At 67.7% G+C, this 14003-nt stretch carries 13 protein-coding genes and 2 pseudogenes; 4 read left to right on the top strand and 11 right to left on the bottom strand.

Annotated elements, in window-relative coordinates; genetic code table 11:
• Both KIF24_RS24765 and KIF24_RS24760 read left to right on the top strand, forming a co-directional pair.
• Positions 1–3276 (top strand): LysM peptidoglycan-binding domain-containing protein, encoded by a 3276-nt coding sequence (locus KIF24_RS24765; RefSeq protein ID WP_221086088.1) that lies wholly within the window; start codon positions 1–3, stop codon positions 3274–3276.
• Between the two features lie 186 nt (positions 3277–3462).
• A complete protein-coding gene (locus KIF24_RS24760; protein ID WP_221086087.1) occupies positions 3463–4059 on the top strand; it encodes a hypothetical protein in 597 nt (198 codons plus the stop codon).
• A 408-nt stretch (positions 4060–4467) separates the two neighbouring features.
• Here KIF24_RS24760 and KIF24_RS24755 read toward each other — a convergent pair whose 3' ends face one another.
• The 9 genes and pseudogenes from KIF24_RS24755 to KIF24_RS24725 form a co-directional block, all read right to left on the bottom strand.
• Positions 4468–4899, bottom strand: coding sequence for an Imm1 family immunity protein (locus tag KIF24_RS24755; RefSeq protein WP_221086086.1), 432 nt, complete (start codon positions 4897–4899; stop codon positions 4468–4470).
• Entirely contained in the window at positions 4896–5690 is a 795-nt protein-coding gene (locus tag KIF24_RS24750) for a DddA-like double-stranded DNA deaminase toxin (protein WP_221086085.1), read from the bottom strand. The genes KIF24_RS24755 and KIF24_RS24750 overlap by 4 nt, the downstream gene beginning before the upstream one ends.
• 166 nt (positions 5691–5856) lie before the next feature.
• The gene (locus tag KIF24_RS24745) at positions 5857–6072 is read right to left on the bottom strand and encodes a hypothetical protein (protein ID WP_221086084.1); all 216 of its coding nucleotides are present in this window, start codon (positions 6070–6072) and stop codon (positions 5857–5859) included.
• A gap of 19 nt (positions 6073–6091) precedes the next feature.
• Positions 6092–7714: a WD40 repeat domain-containing protein gene (locus KIF24_RS24740; RefSeq protein WP_221086083.1), complete on the bottom strand. Its 1623-nt coding sequence runs from the start codon at positions 7712–7714 to the stop codon at positions 6092–6094.
• 426 nt (positions 7715–8140) lie between these two features.
• Positions 8141–9034 (bottom strand): aminoglycoside phosphotransferase family protein, encoded by an 894-nt coding sequence (locus tag KIF24_RS24735; protein WP_221086082.1) that lies wholly within the window; start codon positions 9032–9034, stop codon positions 8141–8143.
• A 46-nt stretch (positions 9035–9080) separates the two neighbouring features.
• The gene (locus KIF24_RS34760; RefSeq protein WP_331461273.1) at positions 9081–9560 is read right to left on the bottom strand and encodes a hypothetical protein; all 480 of its coding nucleotides are present in this window, start codon (positions 9558–9560) and stop codon (positions 9081–9083) included.
• A 142-nt stretch (positions 9561–9702) separates the two neighbouring features.
• Positions 9703–9855: pseudogene (locus tag KIF24_RS34755) on the bottom strand (LD-carboxypeptidase); the annotation flags it as partial.
• 48 nt (positions 9856–9903) lie between these two features.
• A complete protein-coding gene (locus KIF24_RS34750) occupies positions 9904–10038 on the bottom strand; it encodes a hypothetical protein (RefSeq protein ID WP_331461272.1) in 135 nt (44 codons plus the stop codon).
• Between the two features lie 95 nt (positions 10039–10133).
• Complete coding sequence (locus tag KIF24_RS24725; RefSeq protein ID WP_221086081.1) at positions 10134–10418, bottom strand: P-loop NTPase family protein; 285 nt, start codon at positions 10416–10418, stop codon at positions 10134–10136.
• Between KIF24_RS24725 and KIF24_RS24720 the strand changes: the two genes are divergently transcribed.
• Both KIF24_RS24720 and KIF24_RS24715 read left to right on the top strand, forming a co-directional pair.
• Positions 10408–10713 (top strand): hypothetical protein, encoded by a 306-nt coding sequence (locus KIF24_RS24720; protein ID WP_221086080.1) that lies wholly within the window; start codon positions 10408–10410, stop codon positions 10711–10713. The genes KIF24_RS24725 and KIF24_RS24720 overlap by 11 nt on opposite strands.
• A 74-nt stretch (positions 10714–10787) precedes the next feature.
• Positions 10788–11768: pseudogene (locus KIF24_RS24715) on the top strand (glucose-6-phosphate dehydrogenase); the annotation flags it as partial.
• A 112-nt stretch (positions 11769–11880) separates the two neighbouring features.
• Here the strand turns inward: KIF24_RS24715 and KIF24_RS24710 are convergent.
• Both KIF24_RS24710 and KIF24_RS24705 read right to left on the bottom strand, forming a co-directional pair.
• Positions 11881–12327, bottom strand: a complete 447-nt coding sequence (locus KIF24_RS24710; RefSeq protein WP_221086079.1) for a MerR family transcriptional regulator — start codon at positions 12325–12327, stop codon at positions 11881–11883.
• A complete protein-coding gene (locus tag KIF24_RS24705; protein ID WP_221086078.1) occupies positions 12327–13826 on the bottom strand; it encodes a SulP family inorganic anion transporter in 1500 nt (499 codons plus the stop codon). Before KIF24_RS24705 ends, KIF24_RS24710 begins: the two co-directional genes overlap by 1 nt.
• Between the last annotated feature and the right edge of the window lie 177 nt (positions 13827–14003).

Here is a 14003-nt window from a genome sequence, read left to right as displayed (position 1 = left end):
ATGGCCAACCCGGCTCGCAGAAACACTCCGTCCACCCGCCGGCCACGCGCCGTCGGCATCACCACCCGCCTCGCCGCTCAACTGAGCATCCTGGCTACCTTCGGCGGCATCCCATACGCCCTCTACGCCTTAGCCGGTAACCCGCTGCCCGACCAGTTGCCCACCTGGTCCCACCTCGGCGAGCTGCTCACCGGCCGGGACGACGGCAGCGTGTTCCTGACCGCGATCACCTGGGCCGGATGGATCGGCTGGGCATCCTTCGCCCTACCGCTCCTCTTGGAAATCATCTGCCACATCTTCCGTTGGCGACCTCCCCGAATCCTTGGCCTCGCCTGGCAGCAACGCCGCGCAGCCGCGCTCGTCGCCGCAGCCCTGTCCATCAGCGCGGCACCAGCCGTGGCCAGCGCAAACGCGATCACGATGCCGTCCGCGCCGCTGGGCGTCGCCGCCTCGCACTCCTCCACCGCACAGGCACCGACCACCCTCAACCTCGCATCCTTCAACACAGCACCTCCAACCAGCTTCACCACCGAAAGGACCGCGACGGCGAACGCCCCGGTCTACGAGGTAGCGCGTGGCGACTGGCTGTACCACATCGCCGAACGATTCCTCGACGACGGCAACCGCTACGTCGACATCGCCAACCTCAATCCCGAACTGGAGAAGGCGGACCCACGGTTCCCTAACCACATCGTCGCCGGGCAGAAACTCCGACTACCCGCCGACGCCGACGACCGAGGATCCCGTCACCACGCCACCGGCAAACTCCGCACACACCCGAAACCGCCAACAACCGAGAACGCCCCTGGTGCGACACCCTCGGACAACGCGCCCGCCACCGTCACACCGTCACACCCGCCACCAGCATCAGCGACACCAACTCCGTCGACAACTGCCAGCGCCGCACCTACGCCTGAGGCGTCGGCCCCGGCAACGCCGACGCCCCACGAGACGGCAGCGCCTGCGCCCACATCCGCCGCCGCTGAGGACCAACCAGGCGCCAACGCGGACGACAGCGACATCGACGCCGCACTGCCCATCACCGCTGCCCTGGCCACCGCCGGACTCCTCGCGGCGCTACTCCTCTTCCGCCTCACACAACGCCGACGCCGCCAGCGTCAGCACCGGCGCCCCGGCCGCCGAATCCCCACGCCCAATCCCACCATCGAACGCCGGGTCCGCGCCGCCGCCCAACCGGTCGACGTCAACCGGCTCGACCATGCCCTACGCGCCCTGGCCGTCGGCCTACGCGACCACAATCCCGCCGACCTGCCTGATCTCGCCGCCGCCTGGCTGTCCAACGGCGAGGTCCATCTCATGCTGGCCCAGGCCAACACCTCAGCACCCCCACCGTTCCAGCCCGATGGCACCGCCATGAACTGGATGCTGCCCGCCACCGCCAGCCTTCCCAACGTCGAAGAGACCCTGGCGCCCCTGCCGGTCCTCGTCACCGTGGCGTCCCGGCCCGGCGGCGACCACCTCTTGGTCGACCTCGAACGCACCGGCCTGCTCACCATCAGCGGCGACGCCGACCGCGCCGCAGACCTCATCCGATACATCGCGGCCGAACTGGCAACCAACCAGTGGTCTGACGACGCAGAAGTGGTACTGGCAGGCTTCGACCCCACCGACGCCGACAACCTGATCGCCATCGGCGGCAACCGCATCACCGCGGCAACCTCAACAACCGGCGCGATCGAGCGCGCCCGACGCCGCGCCGCAGCCAACGCCAAGGCCATGACTGACACAGGCATCACGTCCACCTTCGCCGGGCGGGTCGGAGACATCGTCGCCGACGCCTGGATGCCCCATGTGCTCCTGATCGCCGAAGCAACCGACGCCGAAGAACACCTGACAGCGCTCGCAGCCGAACTCCGCCTCGCCGGCCGATGCGCCGTCGCCGTCGCCGTCGTCACTGACACCCCGACGACCTGGCAGGTCGATGTCAGCACCGATGGCAGCCTGGTCATCGACTGGCTCAGCATCACCAACACCGCCGCCACCCGGCTCCCGCGCGACCAACTCACCCGCCTCGCACCCGTCATGCGCGCCGCCCGGGCCGCCGCCCCCACCGAGGACCAACCCGGAGACGAACCAGTGCCCGCCGCGCCCGAGCCAGACCCCTGGGCCGAGGGCACCGACGCGCACGGACACCTACTCGACCTCAACGACATGTCGCTCGAAATCGAGGACGAAGACCCGGACGACAACGAACACCACGAGGTGCGCGACGACCCGGCCGCCGTACACCCGACTACGGACGAACACGCACAAGAAAGGCGACCGGCCGTGCCCGAACCCGACCGCAGCACCCCGGCGCCCGCCCAAGCCGGCACGACCGTGACGCAACCAGTCGACATCACAGCCCTCACCCCGATAGCCAACGGAGCGACCCCCCGGACCGGATTCGCACCCTCAAGCCGCCAGCGCGAGCCCCACGATCCCACCCTCGACGACGACCTCGACGGCTGGTACCGACCCGACCCCTACCGGCCGCGCATCGCCATCCTCGGCCCGGTCGAAGTTGATGCCCCCGGCGAAATGCCCGACGAGCGGATCCGCTTCTACTCCGAGCTGGTCGTCTACCTAGCGCAACGGGGCCGAGCCGGAGCCACAGGCGAACAAATCGACGACGCACTCTGGCCAGAACGCGGCGTCAACGCACGAAGCCGCCGCGTCGCCATCAGCAAGGTACGCCGCTGGCTCGGGGAAAACGCCGAGGGAACACACTGGCTTCCCCCCAACGCCGGGGCAGACCGGCTCTACCGCCTCACCCCCGGCGTACTCATCGACTGGCAGCTGTTTCGCCGTCTCCGGGCTCGGGGCGAAGCCAGGGGAGCAGCCGGCGCTCCCGACCTCCGTCGTGCGCTCGAACTCGTCCGCGGCGAACCCCTCGCCGGCGCGGAACTGCCCTACTCATCGGGCTACCGCAACCCGTATACCTGGCTACCCGGAAGCGACGTACAACCGCATAACCTCGCCTCCGCCGTAGTTGACACCGCGCACCAACTCGTGGACCTGTACCTCGAAGCTGGCGACACCAGCGGTGCCCGGTGGGCCGTGGAGCGGGCCTGGCTTGCAGACCCAACCCGCCTTGATGACCACCCCTGGGTCGACGCCATGCGCGTCGCCCACGTCGACGGCCGATCGGCCGAACTCCGCGCGCTGCTCGACGACCTCGTACGCACGCGCGACGTCGAAGTCCCGGAGGATCTCTCGCCCGACACGTACGCGGCGATTCACGAGTTGGTTGGGGATCTCCTGCGGATCGGCTGAGAGCACACAGACAGGGGCAGGGCATACCATTCTGGACCCGCCAGGCGCACGCTGGTACCACGCCTCGCAAAGGCAGTTCCCATGGTTCCGCTCGCCGGCTACCCTCGGCGTACGGCCTGCGTTCGCGGGCGACCCGGCGGTCTGTCAGACAGCCGGGATTTTTGTATCGAGGGGGAGGGCGGCGGAATGACCACTGCGACGACGGCGCCGACGGGTCACGCGACCTTCGCTGAGCGCGAAGACAACTTCCGTTCGACCGGAGACACTACGAGGACTATCCGTACCGTCGCCGACCTCGCCGCCGTCATAGCCGACCTGGATCCAGATACGCCCGTTACATTCGACCCAGTGGTGCGGGGAGCGCCTGGCCTCTCACCTGAGCATCATCCCCACGTCGTCATCGTAGACACGAGTGCATCCACGTGCGTCCGCTCAACGACGGAACCCCACAGGTTTACAGCAGCACTTGAACTCGGAGCGCGGCTGGTAGCTGACCCAGGGGCGCCGATCCCCTATGAAGCATTCCCTTGCAACCTGATGCATCGCATGGCCGAAGCCTTCGACGCTGGCGATGTTGATGACGGCCTCCGTGCTGCCGCTGACATCCTCCTCGACGTGGCCGACCAAGTAGTCAACGAGGGCGCTGCTTGGCTTCCACCCATCAGCCCGAATCATGGTTCATTTGCAGATGTCGCATCCTCGCTTCGCCACATCTCTTTGGAACTCCGAACCGGAATTGCTGCAAGCGTCTCGACTGAAATGGCTGACGCAGAGCGTCCCTAGAGGGCGTTCTGATTTTCATGAAGGACGGGATCCGCAAAGTCATTACCGGCTTTATCCAGAGGCTCAGCCGCGGCGTCCGTGTCCTTCGTACCGAGTTCGGTGGCGCCTGGCTCCTGCTGAGGATTCGGTTCGGGGCGGGTGGCATCCTGCGCGACGACGGCGAGTGCCCATCCGGCCCCGGCACCTGTGCGTCGGCTCCCAGGTCGCCTGGCCACATGCAGGAGTCACCCGCCAGCTCAGCATCATCGAACTCGCCGGGCAACGCTCCATCGCCGCAGCCCGCCACGCCCGGGGCCTTCGTGATTGAGCAGAGGAAGCGCCGGTTCATGCCCGCCATAACCGGCGGTTCCGTCGTCATCAGGGAGAGGTTCCGGCCTTGCAATGAAATCTTGAGAAGAACATCCTCCCCTACGCTGTCTCGCCCTGCTCACCGTAGTTTGGCGTCTGCCATTCGAGACACGTGGGTCGTTGTCCGTTGGTGGAGAAGAACTCTCGTACAGCCTGCCGTGCGGTCGCCACAGGAATCGCCGAACTGTCGTAGGCGTCCGTCCGGGAACCGCCGAAGTTGTAGGCCAGGTCCGCCGGTTGGTGGAGGCTGCCTTTGCTCGCTGCTACGTCGAGAAACGCGTGGTGCCAGACCAGCATACTGAGGTCTTGCCGGCCGAGGCAGATTTCGAGGACATGTTCCTTGTCGCCCGTTTCTAGTGACACCATGACGGGAAACTCTTGGTACTCGGGGTTGGCCGCTACCCGGTCGAGCAGCGCATCAAGATCTTCGATCCTATCCACGGCGACCGGCTCGATGCGGTCGTAGTAGACCCTGACCGGCTCGGCACTCATGCCAACCCCTTCCCGTTGCCCCGGTACACGTTGACGTACCCGTTCGGTCCGTAGACGGTGAGTTTTGCGTCTTTCGGCAGAACATACGGCAGAACCCTGTCACAACCCATCGGGTCCTGGCATGGGGTGTTGTTCAGGTACAGGGTGGCCTCCGTCATCCTCCGCGTGCGCATCGCCGCCGCCGCATGCCCCTCGGCGTGGTCGAGGGCGGACACGTAGTGCTTGAACGGCGGCCGGAGACCAGGACCACCCTTACCCGGCCCTTCCTTGCCGCTGTAGACATCGCTGATCTTCTCGCCACCGGTGGTGGTGAGTACCCCGTCGGTTGGCGCGTCCGCTGAACGGCGCGCCGGCAACGATTCCAGGAAGCCCGGCAGTAAGGGAGCCGGGGCAGCATCGCCGGCCTCCCTTCGCTGACCAGACGGCGCTCGGGACAACGACGGTGGCGGGCTGGCCTGCCGCCCATCGCCAGCGGCCACCTTCCCAGGACTCGCGGGTGATGCTGAGGGTGCACTGGCCGGGGCGAGGGCGATACCGATGATGTGCCCGTACTCGATAATCGCCATCGCGGTCCCGGCGAGCTGCCGGTCGGCTTCACGTAATTGCTCGGTTGATGCTGCCATTGCCGCGAGAGCCTGTTGAACGAGGACGTGGCCGCTGCCGGTGACAACAGCCCGTAGACGCGTGGACGTGCTGTTCACCGAAGAAACGGTGGCGGCCAGTGCGGCGCGTTGACGAGCGATCTGTTCGAGTATGGCCCGCAACCCGGCGGCGACGTTCCCGAGGCTCACTCGTGCCGCCCGTTGCCCACGTGGCGGGAGCCTACCGGCGACTCATGTCGATTGGGGTGCTGAGCAGGAGGCAGGCTTTGATCCAACCCGTACCAGTGGTCCCAAACTCAGGGCCTACTCGTGCCGGGACGACCCCGCGCGAGCGGTCGATCACGCTTGTACCTGGTCAGGGTGACCAGCAGTTCAGCAACGTGCGGATCCTCGCCTTCCGCTGCGACAGCCAAGCGGGTGCGTCCGAGGCCGTCTCAACGTTCGCAGAGAGCTCGTAATACTTCGTATGCAGGGCCATCAGTACCGGCTCGGCGGTACCAGCGGTCAGGAGAGGATCATCGGTGCCGAATAAGCTTGCCTGATTCAGAGCGTGGGAGTCGAAAGCCTTCACCTCACCCATCCTGCCGGTCTCATGACGAATGCGGGTCATCAAGGGTTGTTCGGTGGGGTGAGCCCGCAGCCATGATTGGCCAGATCCGCGCCGTCTGATCATGGCCGGCGGTGGCCAAGAATCGCCCTTCCGGCGACCACGCGACGGACCACAGCGAGCCGGAGTGACCGTGAAGGGTGCGCACCTTCGTACCATCGGCGGTGTTCCAGACGGTGGCGGTGTGGTCGTAGCTGGCCGTCGCCAGGCTCCGGCCATCCGGCGACCACGCCACTCGGCGGACCATGCTGGTGTGACCGGCCAGAACGTGCGCGACTGCTCCGAGGCGCGCATCCCAGATGACGGCGGTCGCGTCGCGGCTGCCCGTCGCTAGGTACGCGCTGTCAGGTGACCAGGCCAGCGCCACCACAATTTCGGTGTGGACGCCAAACGTGTGGCGCAGTTCGCCGCTGGCACCGTCCCAGACGCTTGTCGTGTTGTCGACGCAAGTTGCCACGAGGTGTCCATCCGGTGACCACGCGAACTCGTAGACTTCGTCGCCGTGGGGCCCCAGCCGGTGCCTGGTCCGGCCGGTACGGGCGTTCCATATCCGTGCAGTGCCGTCGCGGCTGCTGGTGGCCAGCCATTGACCGTCGGGTGACCACGCCACGGTCTCGACAGGGCCCCGATGCCGATCAAGCTGGAGCATCACCTCGCCGGTCTCGGCATTCCAGATGCGGGCCGTTGCGTCGAAGCTGGCGGTCGCCAACTTGAGCCCGTCGGGTGACCAGGCGAGGGACTCGATCGAGTCGGCGTGGCCATCGAGCCGGCGACACAGCGTGCCGGAATCCGGGGACCAGATGCGAACCTGGCCGCCGGAGAAGCCGGATTGGCTGGCTGTGGCGAGGTAACGGCCGTCCGGTGACCACGCCATCTGTGCCACCAGGCTTTGGTGGGCAAGGACGTGTTGGAGTTGGCCCGTTGCCGGGTTCCACAGCCGCGCGGTGCGGTCTTGCCCTGTCGTAGTGACCCGCTGCCCGTCCGGGGACCACGCCACCGCCACCACGTGACCGACGTGGCCACGGAGCACGCGAACGGTGGCGAGTGGCTCGGACGGGGCCAGTTCTCCAGGCAGGTGCAGGTACTGCTGAGCGATCCAATACAGGTCCGGCTGCGAGAGCATGGTCGCCAGCGCCACACCATCGACGATGGTAACCGTAACTCCGTACTCGTTACGGGCCACCGCCTCTACGCGGTGGCGCAACCCCACCGGCACAGTGGAGCTGACGAAGAAGACCACCCGGTCGACCGGGGTGCCCTGACCGCATATTGCCCGTAGGTCGGCCTCCAGCTTTGTCTTGAGCCGCTCGCGCTGGATCGTGCACGCGAAGGCGATGACCTGCGCCGACTGGAGTGCGGCGAATCCTGATGTTTGCCGCATACCGTCGGCAAGGAAGGTCCGGAAGGTTTCGAAGTCGCGGCCCTGATCGCCAAACGCAGACACTGGGCCTGAGGCTGGCAGTACGTTGCCGGCGATGCGCCGAATCGCTACCTGGAGACAGACCTGCTCGAACGTGTGATGCCCGTTGTTGTCGCCCAAGTTGTTGATCACGAAATGGATGACTTGTGCGGTTTGGGCTGGCGTCGGCATGCACACCTCATTCATCGCGCCGGCACCCTACATTCTGGGTCAAAGGGGCGACAGATTCCGGCTTGCGCTGTGGGTGGGTGCGTTTCGGACCGCGGCATCGTGACCGGCAATGGAGGACGTCAGGCGGCCGGTGCGGAGCGCTGGGGGGTGGAGCAGATGCTTCGTCCTCACGTCGTAGGCGGTCATCCGGGTGACCAGTACCAGTGCGGATCGAGGACGACGTCGATGTTGGCAAGCGCGGGAGCCGCGAAAGCCAATCTCACGGGAGTCGACGAGCCTCCCGTCCCAAGCGAAGATCAACGCGTCCTAGCCGATACCGGCGGGCGCGCTGGTCTGGTTGGCGACGATGATGGGGCGGACTCTGCCGTCGCCGGGCAGGGCTGCCAGCACTAAATGGTCTTCATCCGCACAATTGGACGTATGAAGGCCCGATACGCTGACTCAGCGGCTTGCCGGGCGCAGTTGCTGGCGGAGGCGGATGTGCAGGTCGCGCAGGGTCGACATCCGGTGAGCGGGTGCCGCACCGAGCGGTAGGGAGTCGTGGATCCGGATCTCCCGGCAGACCAGCAGCACCAGGTTCATGGTGTACTCCGTGGTGATCCCCCCGGCAGCGACGCGATCGGTGATGGCCGTGGCTAGGGTGGGGCTCGCCGCCGCCCCGACGGTGTAGAGCAGCGCGAGGTCATGCCCCGGCAGGTACCTCCCGCTGTGCTCCCAGTCCACGAGAGCGCACCGGTCCTCGTCGATAAGCAGGTTGGCCGGCAATGCGTCGCCGTGCGCGGTGACGCGATCTGGGCCGATCCGATCGACGAGGGTGTGGAGTGTGGCTCGTTCGGCGTCGTCGAGGAGCTGGGCGGCGAACTCGCCGTGGATCCTTCCGTGGTAATCGATTGGTTCCGGCAGGGCGGGATCGGGTGCCCATTGCGTGAGTGCTTCCAAGGTGTCCAGGACCAGTTGGACCTTTGCGTGGGAGATGTCACGGGTGAGGTGGCGCTCGTCGTGTAGTCGCCGCCCGGGGACATTGGTAAGTACGGTGAGCCGGTCGTCAGCCCACAGGAGTTCCGGCACTCGTACCGGCGGCGGGTCGGAGGCGAAACGTGCGTAGACGTCCAGCTCATGCGCGCGGCGGCTGACCCAGTACGGGTCGTCGCTTATCAGCAGCTTCGCCACGACCGGGCGACCAGCTCGGGTACCCGTCGCGACGATGGCCTTGTCCGTGCGATGGACAACCCTGGTGATCCCCACACCGGCCCGCCCGGCCAGGGCGACCAGCGCCGCGAAGGCGTCATCCGGGTTGCTCTTTGACGGTAGGCGCGGTGACACACGGGAAACCATGTCCTCATCTTTCCGGTCGAGCACGGCAGATAGCGGTGGGTGCAATTCAGTAGACGGCCGGTTCGACGGTCAGCGTTCCGGCGGCCGTGTCGATGGTGGCTTGGGTGCCGAGCGGGATCGTCGGTGGGTGCAAGCCATGTCCGGCCGGAAGTCCGCCAAGGATGGGGACGCCGAGGCGGTTCAGGCGGTCTCGCAGGACGTTGGTGATGCCCCATCCGCCGAGCGACGGGTCGTCGGTGGTCTGCTCGAATCCGAGGAACTGGCCGAGTGCGATGCCGTGCAGGCCGTCTAGCGCTCCTGAACGGGTTAGCTGGATGAGTGCGCGGTCCACTTCCCCGAGGCCGGTGCCTTTCTGATGTTCGAGGAAGAGGATCGTGCCCCGCAGGCTCGGCAGTCCGGTCCCGGTCTCGGTGCGGATCGCGTCGAGGTTGCCGCCGACGAGGATCCCTGTGGCGGTGCCATCGACGGTGATCGCTGCGGCGACTTCGCCGGGGTCCCGGTGCAGGACGACGGGGTCGTTGGTCATCAGCGCGCGGCGCAGCGCCTCGGCCGACGATGGCCCTGTCCAGTCGTCGCTCCAGTTGGCGAACGGCCCGTGCAGGGTGGCCCAGACCGGCCCGCGCCCACAAGGCAAGGTGGATGTGGCTGATGTCGCTGAAGCCGACCAACGGCTTGGGATCGCGCCGTACGGCATCGATGTCCAGGTCGTCAACGATGCGGTACGCGCCTTTACCGCCCCGGGCGGTGATGATGGCCCGTATTCCAGGGTCGCGGAAGGCGGAGTTCAGGTCGGTGGCGCGGTCCTCGTCTCGTCCGGCCATGTAGCCCCATTGGTCGAACACGTGGTTGCCCAGCTCGACCTGAAGCCCTCATGAGGTCAGCAGCTCCATGCCGCGCGCAATGCCCTCGCGGGTGGGTGGGCTGGCAGGGGAGACGATCCGCACCCGATCCCCCTGGCGCACCCGCCGGAAGCGGACGGTCGGAGGCGCATCGTGGGAATCCATCGGGCGGTCCTTTCGCTGATTCTCAATGGCCTGGCGTTGCTGCCGACCCTGGTGACGACCATCCGGTTGCCAGGGTCGGGATCAAGATGCCGCGTTCAGTGGACCGCATCGCGGTTGGGCAGGCTGGGGCTCTGCCGGTCGGTTCGGGGCAGTCTGATGGCGGCGGTGTTGGCGTTGTCGGTGGGCGGATCGTCCGAGGCGCAGTGTGGGCAGCGTCGTGGACACGGGGTAAGTGGCGCTGCCCCGGCCAGCCCGCTGGTGTGCAGGATGGTGGTGACGGTTTCCTCGAAGGTCGCCGTCTCGCCGATCACCTGCTCGTCCTCGACGCCGAGCAGGTCGCGTGAGGTGTACCAGTCGCGCATCTGCTCTGTGGGCCGCACCGCGGCGAACCGCTGGCTGTTCCCCGGTGCCGCACCAGGCCAGCCGCTCAGCGCGCAACAACTCGGCGCGCGGCTACGACGCCTCGGCGTCCCCGCCCGCACGAGCCGCAACACCACCCTCATGGATCTCGCCGGGCAGCTGCCCGCTGCGGTGCTCAGCCAACTCCTCGGCCTGCACCTACAAACCGCGACGAACTGGACCCAGGAAGCCGGCAACACCCGACCGCGCTATGCCGCAGCCGTCACGACCCGCACAGCACCCGAGCGACACTTCTCCAGACCAGACCTGCGGTGAACCCGAGTGCGGCCCCGGCTGGAGCGATGAGTCAGCAGCGGCCAGTCGACCGCCGCAGCCGCCGGCTCGCACCTGCCGCCTCGGCGCGCTCGCTCAACGCCGTCCTGGCCGGGTTGGTGCCGGAGGACCAGGTGCACCGCATCGACCACTTTCTGGGCAAGTCCACGGTGGTGAACATCCTCGGGCTGCGTTTTGCCAACCGGATCTTCGAACCGGTGCTCAACTCCGCGCACGTGGCGTGCGTGGACATCGTCTTCGACGAGAGTCTGGGTCTGGAGGGCCGTGCCGGCTACTACGATGGTGCCGGCGCGTTGGTGGACATGGTGCAGAGTCACCTGCTGCAGGTCCTCGCGCTGATGGCGATGGACGCGCCGCCCACCCTCGACGCCCGGGATCTGCGTGGCCGTAAGGCGCAGGTGCTGCGGGCCACGGGGGTGTGGGACGGCGATCCGGTGCGGTGGAGCCGGCGGGCCCGGTACACGGCCGGGGAGGTGGATGGGCGGCGGCTGCCCGGGTACGCCGATGAGCCTGGCGTCGATGCGGTCCGGGGGACCGAGACGCTGGCGGAGGTGGTGCTGGCGGTGGATACCTGGCGGTGGGCGGGTGTGCCGTTTCGGTTGCGTTCCGGCAAGGCGCTGGCCGGTCGGCGTAAGGAGGCCATCGTCACCTTCAGGCAGCCGCCCCGGGTGCCCGCCGGGCTCAGCGGTTACGAGCAGCCCGACCGGTTGCGTATCGGCTTCGGCCCGGACCGGCTGGGTCTCGATGTCAACATCAACGGCCCGGGTGATCCGTTGGAGCTTGATCAGGTGCAGTTGGTGGCCGACTTCGGCCCCGGTAGCCTGCCGCCGTACGGGGAGGTGCTGCGCGGCGCCTTCGACGGCGACCCGACGCTGTCGGTGCGGGGCGACACCGCCGAGGACTGCTGGCGCATCGTGGAGCCGGTGCTCGACGCCTGGCGGGCGGGGGCGGTGCCGTTGCGGGAATACCCGGCCGGTAGCCGTGGCCCGAGTAACTCCCTCCTGGCCCCCGCGCCCGGCGAACCGCCTCAGCGCTGAGGACACGGAATCGACCGCCGCCGCCGCCGTGCAACCGGGTAGGAGCATGACGACGACGGCGGCGGGCCCGCCGGTGTCGATCAGGCGGGGTGGCCCGGGGTGCGGTGTCCGGTCAGGGCTGGAGTTCGTACTGGTCGAGCTGGTGACGCAGGGTCTCCGCGAAGCGCTCGGCGGTGTCCAGCTGCTCACGCAGCGCGTGGACCCGGGCGGTCGCGACGGTGTGGAACATGCCGAGCCGGTCGAGCAACCTCGGCCGGTCGTCCTCGCCGGCGGTGGGCAGGGCGTCCAGGACGCCGAGCAGCTCTCGCATCTCGTCGAGGGTGAAGCCGAGGGGCTTCATCCGTTTGACCACGGCGAGCCGGTCGAGGTCGGATTCGGTGTAGAGGCGGAAGCCGCCCTCACTGCGCGCGGACGGGACGATCAGCCCGGCGTCCTCGTAGTGGCGGATGGTGCGGATGCTCAGTCCGACCCGGTCGGCGGCCTCGCCGATCTGCATCAGTCGGCCGGTGGCCGGGCCGCGGTTGTGCTGCGACCCGGCGCTCTGTACGGCAACCAACATCAGTGGCTTCCGCTGAGGGTGCCGGCGAGGGTGCGGTGGATGGCGGCGCTGCCCTTGTTCAACTCGATGATCTCCACGCTCTTGCCCCGCGCGGCGTACTTGGTGGTGATCGCGTCCAGCGCGGCGACCGACGAGGCGTCCCACACGTGGGCGTGTGTCATGTCGATGACGACGTTCTGCGGGTCGTTGGCGTAGTCGAACTGGAAGACCAGGTCGTTGCTGGAGGCGAAGAACAGCTCACCGTGCACGGAGTAGATGCGGGTGCCGCCGTCGGGGTCCAGCACGCTGGTGACCTCCACCAGGTGGGCGACCCGACGGGCGAAGATGACCATGGCGGTGAGGACGCCGAGGATCACCCCGATCGCCAGGTTGTGGGTGGCGAGCACCGCGCCGACGGTGGTGACCATGACCAGGGTCTCGCCCAGCGGCATCCGCTTGAGCGTGGCGGGGGCGACGGAGTGCCAGTCGAACGTGGCGACGGCAACGATGATCATCACGGCGACCAGGGCGGCCATCGGGATCACCGCGACCACGTCGCCGAGGCTGACCACCAGGATGAGGAGGAACACGCCGGACAGGAACGTCGAGAGCCGGGTACGGGCGCCGGACGCCTTCACGTTGATCATCGTCTGGCCGATCATGGCGCAGCCGCCCATGCCGCCGAAGAAGCCGGTGACGATGTTAGCCACGCCCTGTCCCCAGGACTCGCGGGTCTTGTTGGAGCGGGTGTCGGTGATGTCGTCGACCAGCTTGGCGGTCATCAGTGACTCCATCAGCCCGACCAGTGCCACGCCGAGGGCGTAGGGGGCGATGACGGCCAGGGTGTCCATGGTCCAGGGGATCTGCGGAAGGCCGAGGGTCGGCAGGCTGTTCGGCAGTTCGCCCTGGTCACCGACGGTCGGCACCGCAACCGCGGTGACCACTGTGATCACGGTGAGCACGACGATGGCGACAAGGGGGGCCGGGACGGCCTTGGTGAGTCGGGGCAGGCCGACCATGATCGCCAGGGCGAGGGCGACGAGTGGGTAGACCAGCCACGGCACGCCGAGCAGGTACGGCACCTGGGCGGCGAAGATGAGGATCGCGAGGGCGTTGACGAAGCCGACCATGACGCTGCGCGGGATGAACCGCATCAGCTTCGCCACCCCGAGCACCGCGAGCAGTACCTGGATGATGCCGCCGAGGATCACCGCCGCGATGAGGTAGTCCAGCCCGTGGTCCCGGGCCAGCGGCGCGACGATCAGCGCGATCGCGCCGGTCGCGGCGCTGATCATCGCTGGCCGGCCGCCGCAGATCGAGATGACCACGGCCATGGTGAAGGAGGCGAACAGGCCGACGCGGGGATCGACCCCGGCCAGGATCGAGAAGCTGATCGCCTCCGGGATCAGCGCCAGGGCGACGACCAGGCCGGCGAGGACCTCGGTGCGGAACACCTTCGGCGACAGCCAGGACGGGCGGGACAGGCGCGGCCGGGTGACCGCGGACAGCATCGAAGACATACAGCCGTTTCCGTTCGGGGTGTACGCGCCGGGCGCACACGCGCTGCCGTGCCCAGCATGGGTACGGCGCTTTACGTGCATATCAGTACCGGTCGGACGTTTCCGGACCGTTTCCGGGCACCATCGCCCGGATGAAGACCGTGAGGGGCCAGCAGCCGCATCTCGACGACCTGCACA

Origin of the sequence: Micromonospora tarapacensis (assembly GCF_019697375.1) — a bacterium.
Taxonomy (GTDB): Bacteria; Actinomycetota; Actinomycetes; order Mycobacteriales; family Micromonosporaceae; genus Micromonospora; species Micromonospora tarapacensis.
Note: the sequence above shows the minus strand (reverse complement) of the source record. Positions and strands in the feature narration are given on the sequence as shown.

Coding starts and splice junctions, on each gene's coding strand:
- KIF24_RS24765 (WP_221086088.1), top strand. CDS start 1: ATGGCCAACCCGGCTCGCAGAAACACTCCGTCCACCCGCCGGCCACGC.
- KIF24_RS24760 (WP_221086087.1), top strand. CDS start 3,463: ATGACCACTGCGACGACGGCGCCGACGGGTCACGCGACCTTCGCTGAG.
- KIF24_RS24755 (WP_221086086.1), bottom strand. CDS start 4,899: ATGAGTGCCGAGCCGGTCAGGGTCTACTACGACCGCATCGAGCCGGTC.
- KIF24_RS24740 (WP_221086083.1), bottom strand. CDS start 7,714: ATGAATGAGGTGTGCATGCCGACGCCAGCCCAAACCGCACAAGTCATC.
- KIF24_RS24735 (WP_221086082.1), bottom strand. CDS start 9,034: ATGGTTTCCCGTGTGTCACCGCGCCTACCGTCAAAGAGCAACCCGGAT.
- KIF24_RS34760 (WP_331461273.1), bottom strand. CDS start 9,560: ATGACCAACGACCCCGTCGTCCTGCACCGGGACCCCGGCGAAGTCGCC.
- KIF24_RS34750 (WP_331461272.1), bottom strand. CDS start 10,038: ATGGATTCCCACGATGCGCCTCCGACCGTCCGCTTCCGGCGGGTGCGC.
- KIF24_RS24710 (WP_221086079.1), bottom strand. CDS start 12,327: ATGTTGGTTGCCGTACAGAGCGCCGGGTCGCAGCACAACCGCGGCCCG.
- KIF24_RS24705 (WP_221086078.1), bottom strand. CDS start 13,826: ATGTCTTCGATGCTGTCCGCGGTCACCCGGCCGCGCCTGTCCCGCCCG.